This window comes from Janibacter sp. DB-40 (genome assembly GCF_029510815.1).
Classification (GTDB): Bacteria; Actinomycetota; Actinomycetes; order Actinomycetales; family Dermatophilaceae; genus Janibacter.
Map to the genome: position 1 here is coordinate 1,505,795 of NZ_CP120360.1, position 14,316 is coordinate 1,520,110.

At 72.5% G+C, this 14,316-nt stretch carries 16 protein-coding genes; 12 read left to right on the forward strand and 4 right to left on the reverse strand.

The window, feature by feature from the left end:
- Positions 1–53 precede the first annotated feature (53 nt).
- A complete protein-coding gene (locus PVE36_RS07075; RefSeq protein ID WP_277455526.1) occupies positions 54–1,094 on the forward strand; it encodes a DUF2332 domain-containing protein in 1,041 nt (346 codons plus the stop codon).
- Positions 1,095–1,186: 92 nt separating this feature from the next.
- Positions 1,187–1,468, forward strand: a complete 282-nt coding sequence (locus PVE36_RS07080; protein WP_277455527.1) for a hypothetical protein — start codon at positions 1,187–1,189, stop codon at positions 1,466–1,468.
- Positions 1,469–1,482: 14 nt separating this feature from the next.
- On the opposite strand, the gene PVE36_RS07085 is transcribed toward PVE36_RS07080, so the two are convergent.
- On the reverse strand, positions 1,483–3,273 hold the full coding sequence (locus PVE36_RS07085) for a long-chain fatty acid--CoA ligase (protein WP_277455529.1): 1,791 nt from the start codon (positions 3,271–3,273) through the stop codon (positions 1,483–1,485).
- 181 nt (positions 3,274–3,454) lie between these two features.
- On the opposite strand from PVE36_RS07085, the gene PVE36_RS07090 reads away from it, so the two are divergent.
- The 6 genes from PVE36_RS07090 to PVE36_RS07115 are packed head-to-tail and all read left to right on the forward strand — an operon-like array spanning position 3,455 to position 7,422.
- Positions 3,455–3,811: a hypothetical protein gene (locus PVE36_RS07090; protein ID WP_277455530.1), complete on the forward strand. Its 357-nt coding sequence runs from the start codon at positions 3,455–3,457 to the stop codon at positions 3,809–3,811.
- Between the two features lie 9 nt (positions 3,812–3,820).
- On the forward strand, positions 3,821–4,267 hold the full coding sequence (locus tag PVE36_RS07095; RefSeq protein WP_277455531.1) for an SRPBCC family protein: 447 nt from the start codon (positions 3,821–3,823) through the stop codon (positions 4,265–4,267).
- Between the two features lie 7 nt (positions 4,268–4,274).
- Positions 4,275–5,180 (forward strand): hypothetical protein, encoded by a 906-nt coding sequence (locus PVE36_RS07100; protein ID WP_277455532.1) that lies wholly within the window; start codon positions 4,275–4,277, stop codon positions 5,178–5,180.
- Positions 5,173–5,484 (forward strand): hypothetical protein, encoded by a 312-nt coding sequence (locus tag PVE36_RS07105; RefSeq protein WP_277455533.1) that lies wholly within the window; start codon positions 5,173–5,175, stop codon positions 5,482–5,484. Before PVE36_RS07100 ends, PVE36_RS07105 begins: the two co-directional genes overlap by 8 nt.
- Positions 5,485–5,491: 7 nt before the next feature.
- Entirely contained in the window at positions 5,492–6,454 is a 963-nt protein-coding gene (locus tag PVE36_RS07110; RefSeq protein WP_277455534.1) for an ROK family protein, read from the forward strand.
- Complete coding sequence (locus tag PVE36_RS07115) at positions 6,451–7,422, forward strand: ROK family glucokinase (protein WP_277455536.1); 972 nt, start codon at positions 6,451–6,453, stop codon at positions 7,420–7,422. The genes PVE36_RS07110 and PVE36_RS07115 overlap by 4 nt, the downstream gene beginning before the upstream one ends.
- 28 nt (positions 7,423–7,450) lie before the next feature.
- Here the strand turns inward: PVE36_RS07115 and PVE36_RS07120 are convergent, their stop codons facing one another.
- Positions 7,451–7,825 (reverse strand): hypothetical protein, encoded by a 375-nt coding sequence (locus tag PVE36_RS07120; RefSeq protein ID WP_277455537.1) that lies wholly within the window; start codon positions 7,823–7,825, stop codon positions 7,451–7,453.
- 335 nt (positions 7,826–8,160) lie between these two features.
- On the opposite strand from PVE36_RS07120, the gene PVE36_RS07125 reads away from it, so the two are divergent.
- The 4 genes from PVE36_RS07125 to PVE36_RS07140 are packed head-to-tail and all read left to right on the forward strand — an operon-like array spanning position 8,161 to position 12,302.
- Positions 8,161–8,976: a lysophospholipid acyltransferase family protein gene (locus tag PVE36_RS07125; RefSeq protein ID WP_277455538.1), complete on the forward strand. Its 816-nt coding sequence runs from the start codon at positions 8,161–8,163 to the stop codon at positions 8,974–8,976.
- 2 nt (positions 8,977–8,978) lie between these two features.
- A complete protein-coding gene (locus PVE36_RS07130) occupies positions 8,979–10,166 on the forward strand; it encodes a DUF5931 domain-containing protein (protein WP_277455539.1) in 1,188 nt (395 codons plus the stop codon).
- On the forward strand, positions 10,163–10,891 hold the full coding sequence (locus PVE36_RS07135; RefSeq protein ID WP_277455540.1) for a response regulator transcription factor: 729 nt from the start codon (positions 10,163–10,165) through the stop codon (positions 10,889–10,891). The genes PVE36_RS07130 and PVE36_RS07135 overlap by 4 nt, the downstream gene beginning before the upstream one ends.
- A 58-nt stretch (positions 10,892–10,949) precedes the next feature.
- Positions 10,950–12,302 carry a 3-deoxy-7-phosphoheptulonate synthase class II gene (locus PVE36_RS07140; RefSeq protein ID WP_277455541.1) on the forward strand — a complete coding sequence of 451 codons (1,353 nt, stop codon included), beginning with the start codon at positions 10,950–10,952 and terminating at the stop codon, positions 12,300–12,302.
- Positions 12,303–12,368: 66 nt separating this feature from the next.
- On the opposite strand, the gene PVE36_RS07145 is transcribed toward PVE36_RS07140, so the two are convergent.
- Positions 12,369–13,220, reverse strand: a complete 852-nt coding sequence (locus tag PVE36_RS07145; RefSeq protein WP_277455542.1) for a Stk1 family PASTA domain-containing Ser/Thr kinase — start codon at positions 13,218–13,220, stop codon at positions 12,369–12,371.
- Positions 13,178–14,284, reverse strand: a complete 1,107-nt coding sequence (locus PVE36_RS07150) for a protein kinase (protein ID WP_277455545.1) — start codon at positions 14,282–14,284, stop codon at positions 13,178–13,180. Before PVE36_RS07150 ends, PVE36_RS07145 begins: the two co-directional genes overlap by 43 nt.
- Between the last annotated feature and the right edge of the window lie 32 nt (positions 14,285–14,316).

A 14,316-nucleotide genomic window follows, 5' to 3' on the forward strand; every position in this document is an offset into this window, starting at 1 on the left:
CCGGGAGGCGTAGCGGCGCGGCTCCTCGTGGCTCCTCGTGGCACCCTGACCGCATGCGCACGATGGACGAGCTCGGCGACGTCGCCGGCTTCTACGCCCACTTCGCGGAGCACGAGGCGAAGGGGGAGTCCGCCACCTTCGCGCAGTGGGCGGCCGGGGTGGCGCAGGACCCCGAGGTGCTCGCGCTGCTGGGGCAGCTGCCGACGGCCAAGCGCCAGCCCAACCTCGTCTTCGCCGCGGCGCGGTGGCACGGTGCGGTCACGCCCTCGCGCTACGACGACGTCGGCGGGTTGCGGGACGTCCTGCTCACGAGGTGGCCCCGGGTGCGCGAGACGATCCTCGCCCGAGCGACCCAGACCAACGAGGTCGGCCGCTCCGCGTCGCTCCTGCCGCTGCTGTGCGGTCTGCCGGGGCCGCTCGCCCTCGTCGAGGTCGGCGCGAGCGCCGGCCTGTGCCTCCACCCGGACCGGTGGTCCTACCGCTACCTCGACGACGGGGGCGCGGAGGTCGCCCGCATCGACCCGGTCGGGGGTCCGTCGCCGGTCGTCCTGGACTGCACGATCACCGGCCCGGTGCCGATCCCCCCTTCGCCCCCCGTCGTGGTCCACCGCGGTGGGGTGGACCTCAACCCGCTCGACCTGGCCGCCGACGACAACGCCGCATGGCTGGAGACGCTCGTGTGGCCCGAGCACGAGGACCGCAGGCAGCGGTTGTCGGCGGCGTGCGAGCAGGTCGCCGACGTCGCCGTCGACGTGCTCGCCGGTGACCTGCGCACCTCGCTCGACGAGGCGATCGGGCGGGCGCGGACCGCTGCGCCGGGCGCGACGGTCGTCGTCTTCCACACCGCGGTCATCGCCTACCTCGACGAAGGGGGGCGACGGGACTGGCCGCAGGTGGTCACCGCAGCGCTCGAGCGGGTGCGCGCCGACGGGGGTGCGGCGCACTGGATCAGCAACGAGGGGTCCGACGTGCTGCCCGGGGTGAGCGCGACCGCCCGGTGCGCGGAGTCCGAGCGGGCCACGTTCTGCCTCGCCCTGGACGGGCAGGCCGTCGCGTGGGCCCACGGGCACGGGCGCCGGCTCGAGTGGTGCTGACGCCGGGGTCGGCACGAGGCTGCGTTGTCGGTGGCCCCTCCTAGCGTGGTTCCTGCCGGGATCGCCCCGGTGACCAGGAGGAGGTGACGGACATGAGCCGTCGAGCAGGAGCGTCCCTGACGATCGACTGCGCCACGTGTCCGGTGCAGGACGTGGGGTGTGCCGAGTGCATGGTGACCGCGCTGCAGTCACCGGTCGCCCTCGAGGACCCGAGCGCGGCGGACCTGCCGCTGGACCGTCGTGAGCGCGAGGTCGTCTCACGGCTGGTCGCCAGCGGCCTGGTCAGCGCGGAGAACGCGACCAGGGCCCGCGCACAGCGCGAGCCCTGGTCGGAGTACGACGTGCTGGCCGGTGGGGCCAACCGCGCGGGGTGACCTGACCGGTCGGGTCAGTTGCCGTAGAGGCTCTCCACCTCTTCTTCGAAGTCGCGCATGATGACGTTGCGCTTGAGCTTCATGGACGGGGTGAGGGTGCCGTTCTCCTCGGTGAAGTCCTCGCTGAGGACGGAGAACTTGCGGATCGACTCCGCCTTGGAGACGGCCTTGTTGGCCTCGTCGACCGCGCCCTGGATCTCGGCGAGCACCGTCTCGTTGGTGCGGGCCTGCTCCACGGTGATGTTCCCGAGGCCGTGGTTGGCGGCCCATCCCGGCAGCATCTCCTCGTCGAGGGTGACCAGCGCGGCGATGAAGGGCTTGCCGTCACCGACCACGAGGCACTGGCTGATGATCGGGTGCGCCTTGAGACGGTCCTCGAGCACGGCGGGGGCGACGTTCTTGCCGCCGGCGGTCACGAGGATCTCCTTCTTGCGACCGGTGATCTTCAGGTAGCCGTCCTCGTCGAGCTCACCGAGGTCGCCGGTGCGGAACCAGCCGTCCCGGAGCGCCTCGAGGGTCGCCTCCTCGTTGTCGTGGTAGCCACGCAGGACGTTCAGCCCCTTGATCATGACCTCGCCGTCGTCGGCGACCTTGATCGAGACGCCCGGCAGGGGCGGGCCGACGGTGCCGATCTTCACCTTCTCCGGGATGTTGACCGTCGCCGGCGCCGTGGTCTCGGTCAGGCCGTACCCCTCGAGGACGGTCACGCCGATGCCGCGGAAGAAGTGGCCCAGACGCGTGCCGAGGGGCGCCCCTCCGGAGACGGCGTACTCGACCTTGTTGCCCATCTTCGCGCGCAACTTGCTGTAGACGAGCTTGTCGAAGACGCCGTGCAGGAGCTTCACCTTCAGCGGCACCGAGCCGGTGTCCTGGCCCTCGGACCACGCGATGGCGGTGTCGGCGGCCTTGGCGAAGATCGTGCCCTTGCCGTCGGCGGTGGCCTGCTCGTTGGCCTTGTTGAAGATCTTCTCGAACACGCGGGGCACGGCGAGGATGAAGGTGGGCTTGAAGGACTGGAAGTCGTCGAGGATGTTGGCGATGTCGGCGCTGTGGCCCATCCGGCGGTTCGCCGTGACGGCAAGGACCTCGATGAAGCGGGCGAAGACGTGCGCGAGCGGCAGGAAGAGCAGCGTGGACGCCTCGTCCTTGTCCAGGACGTCGCCGAGCTTGGCGACGGTGTTCTCCGCGAGGCCGAGGAAGTTGTCGTGCGTCAGCTCGCAGCCCTTCGGGCGACCGGTCGTCCCCGAGGTGTAGATGATCGTCGCGAGCGAGTCGCGCTGCTGACCGGCGATCCGGGCCTCGAGGTCCTCGTCGCTGATGGTCGAGCCGGCCTCGACGAGCTGGTCGAGGTCTCCCTTGTCGATGACCCACAGCTCCTTGACGTGATCGAGGTTGCCGCGGGCCTCCGCTGCCACGCTCTCGTGGGCGGTCGTCTCGACGACGACGAAGCGCGTGCCGGAGTCCTTGACGATCCACTCGACCTGCTCGGCCGAGCTCGTCTCGTAGATCGGCACGGGGACGCCACCGGCGGCCCACGCCGCGAAGTCCAGCAGGGTCCACTCGTAGCGGGTGCGGGCCATGATGGCGAGTCGGTCGCCGGTCTCGAGCCCGGCGGCGATGAGGCCCTTCGCCAGGCCGCGCACGTCGTTGGCGAACTGTGCGGCGGTCACGTCCCGCCAGGCGCCCTGCTCCTTGACGGTGAAGGAGACTCGCTGCGGCTCCTTCGCCGCGTTCCGGCCCGGCAGGTCCGCCAGGGAGTCGGTGGGGTTGCCTTCGATGAGTCGAGGCATCGTGCTGTCGTTCACGAGTTCTCCTTCGTTCGCCGGACCGGCCGTGCCTGGGTTGCTGGGATCGACAGCGAGCCTACCGCCGAGCCGTCGGCCGGGTCAGGCGCGCGGGCGGTGACGGAGGCCATAGCGTGGGCACGGTCCCCGACCCGTTCGCTCACCCCCGCCCCCTCGTCCCCGATCGCTGCAGGAGCCCGCCATGCGCCCCAGGAGCGCACCCGTCATCGACGTCGTCGACGAGACCTTCGTGCGCGCCGAGCCGCGTGCGGTGCGGGCGGCGCTGGACGAGCCGGGCGTGCTCGACCGGCTCTGGCCGGGGTTGCAGCGTGAGGTCGCGCAGGACAGGGGGCCGAAGGGGGTGCGCTGGTGGGCTCGGGGGGAGGTCACCGGCCGCATGGAGATCTGGTTGGAGGAGGTGCCGGGCGGCACGATCGTGCACCACTTCGTCCGCGGGCAGCAGCAGTCGGGACGCCGCCGCTGGGAGCAGCAGCACCGCCGGCGGTGGAAGAACGGCGTGCACGAGATCAAGGACCGGCTCGAGGGCCGTACGCGATAGTCTCCCGCCATGGCCGACAGCACCCGCTCCAGCATCGTCGTCGACGCGCCCGCCGGGGACGTGCTCGACATCATCGCCGACCTCGAGGCCTACCCCGAGTGGATCACCGAGTTCTCGTCCGTCGAGATCCTCACCGAGGACGGGGACGGCTGGCCCGACCAGGCACGGTTCGGCCTGGACGCGGGCCCGATCAAGGACACCTACACCCTCAAGTACGTCTGGGAGGTCGGGGAGGACGGCCAGGGTGTCGCCTCGTGGAACCTCGTGGACGCCACCGTCCTGAAGGCGATGGACGGGTCCTACACCCTCGCCTCGACGCCCGACGGGGGGACCGAAGTCGTCTACGAGCTGACTGTCGACGTCAGGGTGCCGATGCTGGGCATGCTCAAGCGCAAGGCGGAGAAGGTCATCGTCGACTCGGCGCTGCGTGACCTCAAGAAGCGCGCCGAGGCCTGATCCTCCCGTGCGTGCACACCTCGTCGTCGGTGGGGGCGAGCATGCCGCCACGGTGACGGACCGCATCGCCGCAGCGACCGCCCTTCGCCCCCTCGTCCGCAGCCGGGGCTCGGACGGCCACGATCCCGTGCTCGAGGCCATCGAGCACCACCTGGACCGCCTGCTCGCCGCCCTCGACCTGCCGTCCCCCGTGGTCGCCGACCTGGTCGCCCGGTTGCTGCCCGGGGAGCTGCCGGGCCTGCTGCACCTGGCCCGATCCCTGGAGCAGGCCGCGGCCGACGGCCACGAGCTCCTCACCGAGGTCGACATCGAGGTCTCCCGCCTGCTCGACCTGCCGCAGCGGGTGGCCCGTGCCTTCGCGGCCTTCGTGCCGGTGGTCGCCCGCTGGGAGGTGCTCGTCGCCCCCGAGGGGGTCGGTGCCCTGCCCTCCCCGGAGCCCCCCGTCCTGGCCGCCCTGCGCGAGGGCGCCGACCTGCTAGATCGGCTCGACAGCGCGCTGGCCGACCCCGGGCAGACCGCCATCCACCTCGCGGCCCCGGACGGGCCGGTCGGGTCAGTCCGTCGTGCTGACGCGGAGGTGCTGCTCGCGCTCATGGGCCGCACGCTCACCGCCGTCCACCCCGTCGAGGGGCCGGGCGTGGAGCACCTGCCGGTCCCACCGAGCACGGACCTGCCGCCGGTCGAGCGCCGCGGCCGGGAGTGGTTGCTGCACATCGAGCTGCCGGGAGTGCGGGCCGCCGACCTGGACCTCGTGCGGCACGAGGACGAGCTCGTCCTGGGGTGCGCCGGGCGCACCCGCCGTCTGCTGCTGCCGTCGGTGCTGCGCCGGTGCGAGGTCGAGCGCGCCGGTGTCGCCGGGGGCGTGCTCACGCTCACCATGACCCCGGATGAGAGGGTGTGGCCCCGTGGATGAGCACTCACAACCCCACGACGTCGTCGTCCAGCTCCTGCAGGTCCTCTCGGAGGTCGACCTGGACGGGCTCGGCGAGGACCTGCGCCGCGTCGACGGGGCCACCGCCCGACGGGCGATGACCGGGGCGAGCATGCTCGCGGAGGCCCTGACGCGGGCCACCTTCGGCAGCGACACCATCGCGGACGCGCTGGGAGTCGACTTCGGTGACCCGCCCCACCACGAGCCGCGACGCTCCGCGGGTGTGCGCATCACCGTGCACGACGACGAGGCCACCACGGACCTGCACCCCGCGAGCGAGGCGTGATGAGGCGATGAGTCGGGCACCAGCGGTCGGGATCGACATCGGGGGCACCAAGATCGCGGGGGCACTCGTCGACGCCGAGGGCCGGATCACCCACCGGGAGCAGCTGCCCACGCCGCGGGAGGGGACGTCGCAGATCCTCGATGCCACCGCCGAGCTGGTCACGACGCTCGTGGCCGGAGCCGGGGGTGAGGTCTCGGGTGTCGGCATGGCCTGCGCCGGCATGGTCGACGGTCGGGCCGGCCGCCTGTGGTTCTCGCCCAACCTGCCCCTGCGCGACCTCGACGTCGCCGGCGAGGTCCGCCGGCGGACCGGCCACGACGTGGTCCTCGAGAACGACGCCAACGCCGCGGCCTGGGGCGAGTACCGCTTCGGCTCCGGCATCGACTGCGACGACATGCTGCTGGCCACCGTCGGCACCGGGGTCGGCGGTGGGTGCATCATCGACGACCGGCTCCTGCGGGGTGCCTTCGGCATCGGCGGCGAGATCGGGCACGTCACCATGGACCCCCACGGCCCGCGCTGCGGCTGCGGCAACCACGGGTGCCTCGAGGTCTACGCCTCCGGCACCGCACTGGAGCGTTACGCCCGCGAGCTCGTCTCGTCCGGCGAGGCGAAGGGGGCGGGCCTGCGCGAGCGGTGCGGCGACGCCCCCGAGGAGCTCACCGGCCAGGACGTGACCGAGCTGGCCCGGGACGGGGACGAGGGCGCGGTCGCCCTCCTCACCCGGCTCGGCACCCGCCTGGGCGAGGGTCTGGCCTCGGTGTGCGCCGTCGTCGACCCGGCCGTCGTGGTCATCGGCGGAGGGGTCGCCGACGCCGGCGACCTGCTCGTCGACCCGGCCCGGGAGGCCTTCGCCGCACACCTCATCGGCCGCGGCCACCGTCCGTCGCCGACCATCGTGGTCGCCACACTCGGCAACGACGCCGGGCTCGTCGGCGCAGCCACCCTCGCCCGGGAGATCACCACATGAGCACGCGCATCGGCATCGACATCGGCGGGACGAAGGTCTCCGGCGGGGTCCTCGACGACGACGGACGGATCCTCGTGCGCACCCGGCGCGACACCCCCGACCGTTCCAACGCCCCCCGCGTCGTCGAGGACACCATCGTCGAGGTCTTCGAGGAGCTGCTGGTGCTCGCCGAGGAGGCCGACCTCGAGCGGCCGGCCACGGTCGGTGTCGGTGCCGCCGGGTTCGTGGCCGCCGACCGGGCGACCGTGGTCTTCGCACCCCACCTGTCGTGGCGCAACGAGCCGCTGCGAGAGTCCCTCGGCAAGCGCATCGACCTGCCGATCGTCGTCGAGAACGACGCCAACGCGGCGCTGTGGGCCGAGCACCGGTTCGGCGCCGCGCGCGGGGCCACGCACGCCGTGATGATCACCCTGGGCACCGGCATCGGTGGCGCCCTCCTCGTCGGCGGCAACCTGGTCCGCGGACGCTACGGGATCGCGGGGGAGTTCGGACACATGCAGGTCGTGCCGGGTGGCCAGCGGTGCGAGTGCGGCAACCGCGGGTGCTGGGAGCAGTACTCCTCCGGCAACGCACTCGTGCGCGAGGCCCGGGGCATGGCGATGGCCAACTCCCCGATGGCGGCCGATCTCATCGCCCACGTCGGCGGCGACGTCGAGGACCTGACCGGGCCACGGATCACCGATGCGGCCAAGGAGGGGGACGCGACGGCCGTCGAGCTGCTCGCGGAGATCGGCCACTGGCTCGGCGTCGGCATCGCCGACCTCGCCGCGGCACTGGACCCGGAGGTCTTCATCGTCGGCGGGGGAGTGAGCGCTGCCGAGGACCTGCTGCTCGGACCCGCGCGCGACACCTTCGCCCGCCAGCTGGCCGGGCGGGGCTACCGACCGGCGGCACGGATCGTCACGGCCCGCTTCGGTCCCGACGCCGGGCTCATCGGCGCCGCGACGCTGGGGGCCGAGGAGGCCTGAGCGACTTCGCCCGGCCTCCGGTCAACGGTCAGACCCGGGCGCCGTCGTCGGGGTCGTAGCCGCGCCTCGTGGGCTGGCGCAGCACGATGCACGCGAAGCCCCCGAGGATCAGGGCGAAGACGAGCATCGTGGACCAGAAGCCGCCCGAGCGCGTCAGCAGCATCCACAGCAACCCGAGCGGGCCGAGGACGAGGCCGACCACGGCCCCCCAGAACAAGCGGTCACCCAGTGGGGGCAGCGGCGCCGGCGGGGGTGGCGTGTAGCCCTCCTCGTCGTCGGCGTCCCCCAGGAAGCCGTCGTCGCCGGCCATGAGCGCGTCCGCGACCGAGTTCGTCGGGTCGGTGCGCCACGGGACCGGCTCGGCGGGCGGCTCCTCGCGCGGCCGCCCGCCCCGACCGGGCATGGGGACGTCGACGTCCCCGGTGGACTGGGTCGGCCCCCGTCGTCCCGGGGGCGGGGGAGCCGGACGTCACCGGTCGACTGGCGGCGAGGCGGCGTGGCAGGCGTCTCGCTCGGCCCCTCGGGACCGGACGTGGTGCCGGTGGCCGATTCCTCCGGGGGAGTCTCGTCCCACCGGGCGACGATCGACTCGAAGATCGCGTCCACATCCCGTTCCTCGGGGTGCTGTCGCTCCGCCATCTGCTTCTTCCGCCAATCCGTGACGTCGTGGTGCGCTGCAACCAGTCTTGCACGCCCTGACGTGTCGTAGAGTTCGGTGCGATCAGAAGGAGGTGCCAGGTGTTCTATTGGATGCTCAAGATGGTCCTCGTCGGACCCGTGCTCAAGCTGTTGTTCCGACCGCGGGTCGAGGGCCTGGAGCACGTCCCCGACGAGGGCGCGGCCATCCTGGCCAGCAACCACCTGTCCTTCTCCGACTCGATCTTCCTCCCGCTCGTCCTCGACCGTCGCCTCACCTTCCTGGCCAAGGCCGACTACTTCACCGGCAAGGGCGTCAAGGGACGCCTCACCGCGGCCTTCTTCCGCGGCGCCGGCCAGCTGCCCATCGACCGCAGCGGCGGCAAGGCGAGCGAGGCCGCGCTCAACGCCGGCCTGAAGGTCCTCGAGGGCGGCGAGCTCCTGGGGCTCTACCCGGAGGGGACCCGCTCGCCCGACTCCCGCCTCTACCGCGGTCGCACCGGCGTCGCCCGCATGGCGCTCACCGCAGGCGTCCCGGTGATCCCGGTGGCCATGATCGACACCGACAAGGCCCAGCCCACCGGTCAGATCATCCCCAACATCCGGCGGATCGGGGTCAGGATCGGCCGACCGCTCGACTTCTCGCGCTACGAGGGGATGGAGGGCGACCGCTTCGTGCTGCGCTCCGTCACCGACGAGATCATGTACGAGCTGATGCAGCTGTCCCAGCAGGAGTACGTCGACATGTACGCCACGTCGATGAAGGAGCGCCTGGTCACCAGGGCCAAGCGCCGCGCCCGCGAGCTGCAGGAGGCCGCCCGACCGGGACGGGCCGCCCCGGAGCTCGAGGAGGCACTCGGCGACGACGACCCCGACGAGGTCAACCCCTGGTCGCAGGAGAGCCGGAACGGGCTCTAGCCGTGACCGTCGGACCGTGGGGCGGTGCCGCGCCGCGGCGCTACCACCCCTCACCACTCATCGACAGCGCCGGGGGGCGTGGCCTCGCGCTCTACCGCTTCCTGGCGATCATCTACGCCGGCGTCCTCGTCGTCGTCCACCGTGAGCACGTCGTCCTGTGGTGGCCGATCATCGCCTACGGCGTCCTCGCCCTGGCCTGGTCGGTCATCGCACCGCTGCTGCGACGACCCACCGTGCTCGCGATCGGCGTCGAGCTGCTCATCGCGTGCGTCGGCATCTTCCTCACCAGCGAGGTCTACGACCCCGTGTCGGTCGCCGACGGGATCTCCACCGTCCCCGGGGTGTGGGCCGCCTCCCCGGTGATGGCCGGTGCGCTGCTCGCCGGGGTGCGCGGGGGCCTGCTCGCCGCGCTCGTGATCTCGGTGGCCAACATCATCCAGGCCGTCGAGCCCAGCCAGCTGACCTACCACAACATCGTCCTGCTGCTCCTGCTCGGTGTGCTGCTCGGTCTGGCCGTGCAGCTGGCCCGGGAGAGCCAGCAGCGCCTCGAGCAGGCCATCGCAGCCAGCGAGCGACTGGCCGAGCGCGAGCGGATCGGGCGCCAGGTCCACGACGGCGTCCTGCAGGCGCTCGCCCTGATCCACCGGCGCGGCCGGGACATGGGTGGCGACGGAGTGGATCTCGCCGAGCTCGCCGCGGACCAGGAGCGGTCCCTGCGCACGATGATCTCGCGCCTCGACCCGGTCCCGCCGAGGGCCGGGACGGCCACGCCGGCGGCCGAGTGCACCGATCTCGCCGTGGCCCTGGGCCGGTTGCGGTCGGCACGCGTCGAGGTCGTCCTCCCCGCGGGCGAGGTGCGCCTGCCCACCGCGACGGCGCGGGAGGTCGAGGCGGCCGTGGTCGCCGCCCTGGACAACGTCGAGCAGCACGCCGGCGACGACGCCCGTGCCTGGGTGCTGCTGGACGCCGACGACGAGCACATCGAGGTCGTCATCCGGGACAACGGCACCGGCACCGCACCCGGACGCCTGGTCGAGGCGGCTGCGGAGGGACGGCTGGGCGCCAGCAGCTCCATCCGCGGCCGGATGGTCGACCTCGGAGGGGACGCGAGCTGGCGGTCCCCGTCCGGAGGAGGGACCACGGTGACCCTCACACTGCCGGCCGAGCACATGGCAGGCTCGTCACCATGACCGCTGCCCCGACCGCGCCGACGGTCCTCGTCGCCGACGACCACCCGCTGTGGCGCGACGCGCTCGTGCGCGACCTCGAGGAGTCCGGCTTCGTCGTCGTCGGCACGGCTTCGGACGGACCGTCGACCGTGCGGCGCACCCGTGCGACCGTGCCCGAGGTCCTCGTCCTCGACCTCAACCTGCCGCACATGCGTGGCGACGAGGTCTGCCGTGCCATCGGTGACCTCCCGACGCGGGTGCTCGTCCTCTCGGCCAGCGGCGAGGAGAAGGACGTCCTGGCGGCGGTCAAGGCCGGCGCGAGCGGGTACCTCGTCAAGTCCGCCTCCCCGGCGGAGATCCGCGACGCGGTGACCGCCACCGGGGCGGGGGAGGCCGTCTTCACCCCCGGCCTCGCCGGCCTGGTGCTCGGAGAGTTCCGCGAGATGAGCAGTCGCGCCAGGGCCGCACCGCGGGACGCGGAGGACCCGACCGAACGACCCGGCCAAGCCGGTGTCCCCGAGCTGACCGACCGTGAGGTCGAGATCCTGCGGTACGTCGCGATGGGGATGACGGCCAAGGAGATCGCCGCCGACCTCGTCCTCTCCCACCGCACGGTGCAGAACCACGTGCAGAACATCCTGGGCAAGCTCCACCTGCACAACCGCGTCGAGCTGACGCGGTTCGCGATCAGCCGGGGCCTCGACCAGCCGGATCGGGTGCCGGACGGGGCCGACCGCGAGCCGTGAGGGCTCCGCAGAGTGGACGGGTGTCCACCGCTCGGGCCGAGGTGCCTATCCTTGGATGGTGACCACTGCAGTGCCGACCTCCGCTCCGACCGACCGCTCGCTGCCCGTCGACCTCCCGGCGGCCCAGCAGCCCGAGTGGCCGGACCGCGCGGCCCTCGACGACGCGGTCGCCACTCTCGGCACGCTGCCGCCCCTCGTCTTCGCCGGCGAGTGCGACGACCTGCGCGACCGGATGGCCGCGGCCTCGGTGGGCGAGGCGTTCGTCCTCCAGGGCGGTGACTGCGCCGAGACCTTCGTCCACGCGACGGCCGACAACATCCGCGACCGCATCAAGACCGTCCTGCAGATGGCCGCCGTGCTCACCTACGGCGCCGGGATGCCGGTGGTCAAGATGGGCCGGATGGCCGGGCAGTTCGCCAAGCCGCGCAGCAAGAACACCGAGACCCGCGACGGCGTGACCCTGCCGGCCTACCGCGGTGACATGGTCAACGACTTCGCCTTCACGCAGGAGTCGCGGACCCCGGACCCGCAGCGGCTCGTGCACGGCTACCACGCGAGTGCCTCGACGCTGAACCTCGTGCGGGCCTTCACCCAGGGTGGCTTCGCCGACCTGCGGCACGTGCACGACTGGAACGTCGGCTTCGTCTCCAACGCGGCCAACCGCCGGTACGAGGGCCTGGCCCGCGAGATCGACAAGGCGATGCGCTTCATGGCGGCCTGCGGGGTCGACTTCGACGCGATGAAGACCACCGAGTTCTGGTCCGCCCACGAGGCGCTGCTGCTGGACTACGAGCGTCCGATGACCCGCGTGGACTCGCGCACCGGTGACCTCTACGACACCTCCGGCCACTTCCTGTGGGTCGGTGAGCGCACCCGCCAGCTCGACCACGCCCACCTGGACTTCGTCAGCCGGATCCGCAACCCCATCGGGATGAAGGTCTCGGACAAGGCCGACCCGGACGAGCTGCTGCGGATCATCGACCTGCTCGACCCGGAGCGCGAGCCCGGCCGCCTGACCTTCATCACCCGGATGGGCCACGACACGATCCGGGAGGCGCTGCCGCCGATCATCGAGAGGGTGCGCGACTCCGGTGCGATCGTCACCTGGATCTGCGACCCCATGCACGGCAACACCTTCGAGTCGGCCTCCGGCTTCAAGACCCGCGACTTCGAGCACGTCGTGGACGAGGTCCGCGGCTTCTTCGAGGTGCACCGGTCGCTGGGCACGGTCCCGGGCGGCCTGCACATCGAGCTCACGGGCAACGACGTCACCGAGTGCCTCGGTGGCGCCGAGCGGATCCTGGACGAGGACCTGAACAAGCGCTACGAGAGCGTGTGCGACCCGCGGCTGAACCACCAGCAGAGCTTGGAGCTGGCCTTCCTCACCGCCGAGATGCTCGGCGCCCGCTGAGGCCACCTCGCACGCGGCCTGCGCACGCCCCCTTCGCCCGTGCGGGTGGAGGGGGCGTCCTGGTGCTCAGATGACGAGGATCGTCACGGTCGAGCCCTTCTCGACGCTCTGGCCGCCCGACGGGCGCGTCGCGGTGACCTCGTCGAGGACGCCACCGAAGAACTTGTCGACCTTGACCGAGAAGCCGGCCGCCTCGAGCTTCTGCGTCGCCTGTGCCTCACTCAGGCCCTTGACCTCGGGGACGGTGACCATCTGCGGTCCCTTGGACACGGTGATCGTGACCGTGTCGCCGCGGGTGAGGGTGCCGTCTGCGGGGGACTGGCTGGCCACGGAGCCCTCGGGCACGGAGGTGGAGTAGACGTCGTCCGCGCGGGCCACCGCGAGGCCGGCCGCCTCGATCGCCGCGGCCGCGGCCGCGGCGCTGCGGCCGGTGACCGACGGGACGGTGATCGGTTCGGGGCCCTTCGAGACGACGAGGGCGACCTGCTCGTCCCGCTTGAGCTCGGTCCCGGGCTCGGGCGCCGTGGAGATGACCTCGCCCGCCGCGACCGACTCGTGCCACTGCTCGCTGGTGCCCCCGAGCGCGAGGTTGCGCTCGGCGAGGGCCGCCTCCGCGGCGTCGAGACTCTTCCCGGTGAGCTCCGGGACCTCGTAGCGCTCCGGACCCTTGGAGAAGACGACGGTGACGTCGTCCCCCTTCGCCAGCTCGGTCTCGGGCGGGGGGTTGGAGGTGATCGCCGCACCCTGGGGCACCTCCTCGCTGAAGGCGCTCTCCTCGGTGAGCCCGAGGTCGTGACCGCCCAGGGTGGTGGCCGCCTCGTCGCGCGTCTGGCCGGCGACGTCGGGCACGAGGACGGTCGCCCCGGGACCCGCGGTCACGTACCAGTAGCCGACGCCGCCGCCGAGCAGGAGCAGCACGAGCAGGGCGGCGAGCAGGCCGCGACCCCGACGTCGTGATGACGAAGGGGGTCCTCCCCGCCCGCGGCGGCCGGCACCGCGGCAGTGGCGTCGGGGGTGCGGGCGGCGCCCGTCGCGCCGAGGGCGCGCGTGCGGCTCGGGCGGGGGTGGGCCAGGGTCGCGGCTCCGGCACGGGCAGCGGCAGCGGCGGTCGAGGGGCGGCGGTCGAGCTGCTCCGGGGTCAGCTCGTCCCGGGTCGCCCGGAGGGCCTCGAGGTACTCGCCAGCGTCGCGTGGCCGCTCGTCGGGGTCACGGTGCGTCGCCAGGGCGACGAGGGCGTCCAGCGGCGCCGGCAGGTCCGGGTCCCGCTCCGAGGGTGCCGGGACCCCGCCGTGGACGTGCTGGAAGGCGATGTGGATCGGCGACTCGCCCTCGATGGCCCGGGTGCCCGTGAGCAGCTCGAAGAGGACGAGCCCGGCGGCGTAGACGTCGCTGCGGGCGTCGGCGATGCCGCGCTCGACCTGCTCGGGGGAGAGATAGGCGACCGTGCCGTAGAGGACCCCGTCATCGGCGGTCGTCGTCTGCGACGTGACGGCGCGGGCGAGCCCGAAGTCGGCGACCTTCACCTGGCCGTTGTCGGCGATGAGGATGTTCTCGGGCTTGACGTCGCGGTGGATGTACCCGGCGTCGTGGGCGACCGTCAGGCCCGTGAGGGCCGCGGCCATGATGTCGAGGGCGGCCCGCGGCGTCAGGGCACCCTCGGCGTCGACGAGCTCGCGGACGGTGCGTCCCTCGACGTACTCCATCGCGAGGAAGACCCGGCCGTCGTCCTCGCCCTGGTCGTGGACCGGGACGACGTTGGGGTGGCTCAGCCGGGCGGCGGAGCGCGCCTCGCGGCGGAACCGCGAGACGAAGGTCTGGTCCGCGGCGAGGTCGGGCCGCATGACCTTCAGGGCCACCTCCCGGTCCAGACGGGTGTCGGTGGCGAGGAGGACGGTGGCCATGCCTCCGTCGGCGAGGTGCCGCAGCACGCGGTACCGCCCGTCGACGAGCTCGCCGACGAGGGGATGGGATGCCGTGGTCACGCCCAAAGTGTAGGTTCGCCCCCTTCGCCCTC

Coding starts and splice junctions, on each gene's coding strand:
- PVE36_RS07135 (WP_277455540.1), top strand. CDS start 10,163: ATGACCGCTGCCCCGACCGCGCCGACGGTCCTCGTCGCCGACGACCAC.
- PVE36_RS07080 (WP_277455527.1), top strand. CDS start 1,187: ATGAGCCGTCGAGCAGGAGCGTCCCTGACGATCGACTGCGCCACGTGT.
- PVE36_RS07095 (WP_277455531.1), top strand. CDS start 3,821: ATGGCCGACAGCACCCGCTCCAGCATCGTCGTCGACGCGCCCGCCGGG.
- PVE36_RS07120 (WP_277455537.1), bottom strand. CDS start 7,825: ATGCCCGGTCGGGGCGGGCGGCCGCGCGAGGAGCCGCCCGCCGAGCCG.
- PVE36_RS07110 (WP_277455534.1), top strand. CDS start 5,492: ATGAGTCGGGCACCAGCGGTCGGGATCGACATCGGGGGCACCAAGATC.
- PVE36_RS07075 (WP_277455526.1), top strand. CDS start 54: ATGCGCACGATGGACGAGCTCGGCGACGTCGCCGGCTTCTACGCCCAC.
- PVE36_RS07115 (WP_277455536.1), top strand. CDS start 6,451: ATGAGCACGCGCATCGGCATCGACATCGGCGGGACGAAGGTCTCCGGC.
- PVE36_RS07090 (WP_277455530.1), top strand. CDS start 3,455: ATGCGCCCCAGGAGCGCACCCGTCATCGACGTCGTCGACGAGACCTTC.